We start from the raw sequence: 5,177 nt of genomic DNA, 5'->3' as shown, positions 1-5,177 counted from the left end.
GCCCCGGCGGCTAGTGATTTTTGGCACCGGAGTTCAGGCCTGGGAGCACCTGAAAACCTTCAACGACATATTCGAGCTTGGTGAAGTGGCAATCGTGGGACGTACGCCGGACGCTGCCACTAGGCTGGCCGCGAGAGCAGCAACGGAGCTGCATCTCAATGCCCGTCCCGCTGATGCTTCAGTGGTCTCCGACGCCGATTTGATCGTGTGTTGCACGGCATCCAACAAACCGCTTTTCGACGGCGCTTTGGTCTCCGACTCCGCGGTCATTGTTGCCATGGGCGCTCATGAACCCACCAGCAGGGAATTGGACGACATTCTCATGTCCCGAGCCAATGTCGTCGTGGAGTCGCTCGACAGCGCGCTGCGGGAGGCCGGCGATGTTGTGCAAGCGATTGCCTCAGGCGCTCTGGCTGGTCCTGAAGAACTGACAACTCTGGCAGAGCTCGTCTGCGGTCAACGCTCGTTCCCCGCGGGAGGGCCCTCAGTTTTCAAGACCACAGGAATGCCATGGCAGGACCTGGCTGTGGCCCGGTCAGTTGTAGCTGCCCACAGGGTTCCGCCCACGGAATAGACACGTGCTGCTGAGCGGCCTGCATCACCTACCCAAAGATTGGATAAGCCATGTCGCACACCACCGACACCCAAACCAAATACGTTGTCCAGGTTCGCAATTTGGCAAAGGCTTACGGTGACAATGTTGTCCTCCGTGACGTCTCGCTCTCTGTACCTGAAGGCTCCGTTACGGCAATGATCGGGCCTAGCGGTGCGGGCAAGAGCACGGTGCTTCGCTGCATGAACTTGCTTGAGAAACCGGACAGCGGAGAAATCGAGATCGACGGCCATGTGATCAACGCCGGGAAAAAGGTCACGCCAAAAAACCTTGCCGCGCTCCGCCGCAGCGCGGGGATGGTATTCCAACATTTCAACCTGTTTCCGCACATGACCGTGCTGCGTAACATCTCCCTCCCTCAGGAGCGGATCCTGGGTCGAAGCAGAGACGAGGCAAACACCAAAACCATGGAACTGCTGACGAGGATGGGATTGGCCGACAAGGCGGACCACTATCCAGCGCGCTGTTCAGGTGGCCAGCAACAGCGAATCGCCATCGCCCGCGCCCTCGCTCTCGGGCCGCGCGTGATGCTGTTCGATGAGCCCACATCGGCACTGGACCCCGAGGTAGGGGTCGAGGTGCTCGAAGTGATGAAGGAACTCGCCCGCGAGGGGATGACTATGGTCGTGGTCACCCACGAAATGGGATTCGCCGCCAACGTGTCGAACGAACTGGTTGTCATGGCTGACGGCGGCATCATCGAAAGTGGTGATCCCCGTCAGATCATGAGTGATCCGCAGCACGAACGGACACGTCGCTTTCTGCGCGCGGTGCTGGAGCGCTGATCGCCGTGCAGATGCTTCAGGCCATTGCCATAGGTCTTCCCCTAACAATCCTCGTCACCATTGTGGCGCTGCTCATCGGCACCGTCCTAGCGGTTCCACTCGTGGCCGGGCTGCGCAGCGGCAACCGGCTTCTATGGCTGCTCACGCGCGGGACCATCGATCTGCTCCGCGGCATCCCACCTGTCGTGTGGTTGTTCATCCTTTACTACGGGGTGTCTATCGGCGCATTACGTATGTCCGCTCTTCAAGCCGCGGTGATTGGACTTGGGCTAGTTTCTGCCGCTTATCTTGCCGAGATCTTCCGCGGAGCCATTGGATCTGTGCATCAGGGACAGTGGGAAGCCAGTTCGGCCCTCGGTTTCCGTACGGGCACAGCTTGGGGCAGGGTCATAGGACCACAAGCTTGGCGGACGGCCATCCCGGCGTATACGACATACGGCATCGGCCTGCTGAAGGACTCATCAATTGCCTCAACGATTGGCGTTGCCGAAATTGTCTACATGTCCAACCAGTACGCCCGCCAGTCCGGGGAAGGCATTCTAATCTTCTTCATCGCCGCAGGCGTCTACATCGCACTTAGTATGCCGTTGGGCGTGCTGTCCAGGCACTTGGACACCAAGATGCGGAAGGTTGTAGCCCGATGAATGCCCTGCTCCCTGACATCGTCACGATTCTCCCCACACTGCTCGATGGTCTGCGGATTAGTCTGACGCTGACGTTCTTCAGCCTGCTCTTCGGTCTTCCTTTTGGAATGCTGTTCTCCTTCGGCGTTACTGCGGAGAACAAAGTTTTCCGCTATGTTTCTGTTTTCATCGTTGAGGTCGGACGCGGTGCTCCCGCCTTGGTCCTGCTGCAGTTGATGTACTACGGCCTTCCAAATGTGGAAATCACCCTCACTTCGCTCGTTTCCGCGTGCTTGGCACTCATGTGGACGACGGCGGCATACACGGCCGAACTCATCCGCGGCGGCATCCAGTCGGTGCCTCAAGGCGAGATTGAAGGTTCCGACGCACTGGGGATGAGCGTCCGCGACCGGTTACGGTTCATCGTCATCCCGCAGGGTATGCGCATCGCTTTACCATCCTTGATGGGTTTCGCGGTCCTGCTGTTCCAAGCAACTTCGTTGGCCTACACGGTCGCCGTTCCGGAGCTGATGAGCCAGGCATACTCAACTGGTTCCTCAACCTTTAAGTACCTGCCCGCGTTCATAGCTGCAGGTCTCTTGTATGCAGCAATCTCAATTCCTGCAACTTGGCTTTCGGTGCTGACGGAGAAGCGTCTTAGCCGTCATCTGTAGGAGGATAACCTGGCACGAAGCACGGAATAGGCCAGTTAGAGTCACCGCGAGTGTTGCCTGTGGCGGACATGGAATGTGGGGAGTTGTTCTCGGTCCGGCCAGCGGCCGCTTACTCGCCGACGAGATCTTGCTGGGCCGCCCTCCTCCCCCGCTCAAGCCCTTTAAGCCACTCAGGAAGTAAGGCGTGCTGTCTCCGATGGCTCAATGACTCCTTCATCTCGGCCGCCTCAAGTGTGGTCAATTCCGTTGGGCTAGACAAGGTCTGACCAATCGGTCAGCGGGGTCGAGCACCGCGAACGGCGCCCGGCCTGCTAATGCAGACCGGGCGCCGTTGCGTGTTCAGCGTGCCTGGCTACCGGGCCGCCGGGGCGAGGGACGGGGAGGCCGCGGCGACCGGGGTCTCCGGCTGCCTGCCCTGCAGGCAGGCGATGATGTTCCGGGCCGGCAGCGCCACGTATTCGCGCAGCGAGACGTTGCTGCGGTAGGCCGCGTGGGGCGTGATGATCGTCGACGGGTGGACCACCAGCGGGTGGTCGGCCGGGGCCGGTTCCTCCGCCAACACGTCCAGCATGGCCCCGGCGATGTGGCCGGAGTCCAGGGCGGCGCAGAGCGCCTGTTCGTCGACGAGGGCGCCGCGCGACACGTTCACCACATAGCTGCCCGCCGGCAGGACGGCGAGGTTCTCGGCGTCGAGCAGGTTCCGGGTTTCCTCGGTGAGCGGGGTGTGCAGGCTGACCACGTTCGAGGCCGCCAGGACCTCGGCAAGCTCGCACCGGCGCACGTCGGCCGGCCACGCCTCGTCGGGCACGAACGGGTCGTAGGCGATGACGGACCCGAAGACCGGGGCCGCCAGGCCCGCCAGGTACTGGGCGATGCGCCCGAACCCGACGAGCCCCAGGGTCAGCTCGCTGATCCGCGGCGGCACCGGGATCCCCTCCCCCGTCCAGTCCCCGCGCCGGGTGGCGGCCTGGGAGCGCGGGAGCTCACGGATGAGCGAGAGCATGCCGGCGAAGGCGTGCGTGGCGACGTCGCGGGTGGCCACCGAGGGCACGTTGCAGACCGTGATGTTCCGGGCGGCCGCGGCCTCCAGGTCCACCATGTCGAAGCCCGCGGACATGGTGGCCACGGCCTTCAGGTTCGGCATCGCGGCGATCATCTCGGCGTCCAGGGTGGCGTAGCCGAGGATGATCCCCTCGCACCCGGCCGCGGCGTCGAGGATGGCGCCGCGGTCACGGGTGTTGAGGTAGTGCGCCTCGATGCCGGCCTCGGCCAGCAGTTCCAGGGCAACGGAGTAGTCGAGGTCCTCGGCGTCGGTAATAATAACCCGGGCGCTAGACGTCATGCCCGGCCGTCCTGCGCGAACAGCTGCGCGGGCACGTGCATGAGCTGGACCCCGCCGTCGGCCAGGGCCTGGCGGATGGCCGGGGCCAGCTCGGCGGCCTCGTTGATCCGCCGGCCGGTGCCGCCGAAGGCGGTGGCCAGGGCGGCCCAGTCGGGCTGCACGAGCTCCACGCCCACGGGCTCGATGCCGCGGTCCAGCTCGTTCTGGCGGATCTCGCCGTAGCCGCCGTTGTCGGCGCACACCACCACCAGGTCCAGGCGCTGTTCGACGGCGGTGATTAGTTCCTGCACCGCGAACATCAGCGCGCCGTCGCCCACCACGCAGACCACCGGGCGGTCCGGCGCGCCGATGCGGGCGCCGATCGAGGCCGGCAGCCCGTACCCGAGCGTGGCGTAGGCCGGGGTGTAGAGCAGCGAATGCGGCCGGTCCTGCGGCACGAAGCTCGCCGTGCCCAGGTAGGTGGCCTGGGAGGAGTCGCCGCCGATGATGGTCGACGGCGGCACGGCGGCCGCTACCTGTTCGGCCAGCGCGGCGAACTCCGGGGACAGCTCACGGGCGGCGTCGCGCAGCACCGGGCGCAGACGCGCTGCGCGGTCGGCGCCGCTCTCGGCCCGCGGCGGGACACCGCCGTCGTTGTTTTCCTGCAGTGCGGCGAGCAGTTGGGGCACGACGGCGGCGCTGTCGCCGACCAGCGGAACGTCGGCCGCGATGTTCTTGGCCATTTGGCCGGCCAGGATGTCCACCCGGATCACCGTGCCGCGCGGCTGCAGCTGGTTGAACCAGAGCTCGGCCTCGCCCACCTTGGAGCCGATGACCAGCAGGACATCGGCGTCTTCGCAGAGCTGCTGGGCGGGATCGAGGCGGATGTCCGAGCCCAGCGCCAGCGGATGCGATTCAGGGATGGCACCCTTGCCGTTGAGCGTAGTGACCACGGGGGCGTCCAGCGCTTCGGCCAGTTGCAGCAGGTTCCCGCCGGCGCGCAGCGAACCGCCGCCGGCCAGCAGCACCGGCCGGCGCGACTCGGCCAGCAGCTGGGCGGCATGCCGGATGGCCTGGTCGGACGCGCCGGCCGGCTCCCGCCGGGGCGCGGCCTGCAGCAGGTCCGCCGGAGCGTCGCTCGGTCCCTCGAGCAGGTTGAGC

General features: G+C 64.8%; 5 protein-coding genes and 1 pseudogene. 4 read left to right on the top strand and 2 right to left on the bottom strand.

Going from position 1 to position 5,177, the window contains the following annotated elements:
* The 4 genes and pseudogenes from AC5RWT_RS34300 to AC5RWT_RS34285 form a co-directional block, all read left to right on the top strand.
* A pseudogene (locus AC5RWT_RS34300) lies at positions 1-574 on the top strand (ornithine cyclodeaminase family protein); the annotation flags it as partial.
* A 50-nt stretch (positions 575-624) separates the two neighbouring features.
* A complete protein-coding gene (locus AC5RWT_RS34295) occupies positions 625-1,398 on the top strand; it encodes an amino acid ABC transporter ATP-binding protein (RefSeq protein WP_494084118.1) in 774 nt (257 codons plus the stop codon).
* 11 nt (positions 1,399-1,409) lie between these two features.
* Entirely contained in the window at positions 1,410-2,042 is a 633-nt protein-coding gene (locus tag AC5RWT_RS34290) for an amino acid ABC transporter permease (protein WP_494084119.1), read from the top strand.
* Positions 2,039-2,695 carry an amino acid ABC transporter permease gene (locus AC5RWT_RS34285; RefSeq protein WP_494084117.1) on the top strand — a complete coding sequence of 219 codons (657 nt, stop codon included), beginning with the start codon at positions 2,039-2,041 and terminating at the stop codon, positions 2,693-2,695. Before AC5RWT_RS34290 ends, AC5RWT_RS34285 begins: the two co-directional genes overlap by 4 nt.
* Before the next feature lie 352 nt (positions 2,696-3,047).
* Here AC5RWT_RS34285 and AC5RWT_RS34280 read toward each other — a convergent pair whose 3' ends face one another.
* Both AC5RWT_RS34280 and AC5RWT_RS34275 read right to left on the bottom strand, forming a co-directional pair.
* Entirely contained in the window at positions 3,048-4,037 is a 990-nt protein-coding gene (locus tag AC5RWT_RS34280) for a C-terminal binding protein (protein WP_494084116.1), read from the bottom strand.
* Positions 4,034-5,177, bottom strand: a 1,144-nt coding sequence (locus AC5RWT_RS34275; protein ID WP_494084115.1) for a thiamine pyrophosphate-binding protein, incomplete at its 5' end; no start/stop codon positions are given. The genes AC5RWT_RS34280 and AC5RWT_RS34275, both read right to left, overlap by 4 nt.

The sequence above is a fragment of the Arthrobacter sp. Dra40 genome (assembly GCF_059091905.1).
Note: the sequence above shows the minus strand (reverse complement) of the source record. Positions and strands in the feature narration are given on the sequence as shown.

What these genes read in the sequence shown, in the direction of transcription:
- AC5RWT_RS34285 (WP_494084117.1), top strand. Translation starts at nt 2,039, where the DNA reads ATGAATGCCCTGCTCCCTGACATCGTCACGATTCTCCCCACACTGCTC.
- AC5RWT_RS34280 (WP_494084116.1), bottom strand. Translation starts at nt 4,037, where the DNA reads ATGACGTCTAGCGCCCGGGTTATTATTACCGACGCCGAGGACCTCGAC.
- AC5RWT_RS34290 (WP_494084119.1), top strand. Translation starts at nt 1,410, where the DNA reads ATGCTTCAGGCCATTGCCATAGGTCTTCCCCTAACAATCCTCGTCACC.
- AC5RWT_RS34295 (WP_494084118.1), top strand. Translation starts at nt 625, where the DNA reads ATGTCGCACACCACCGACACCCAAACCAAATACGTTGTCCAGGTTCGC.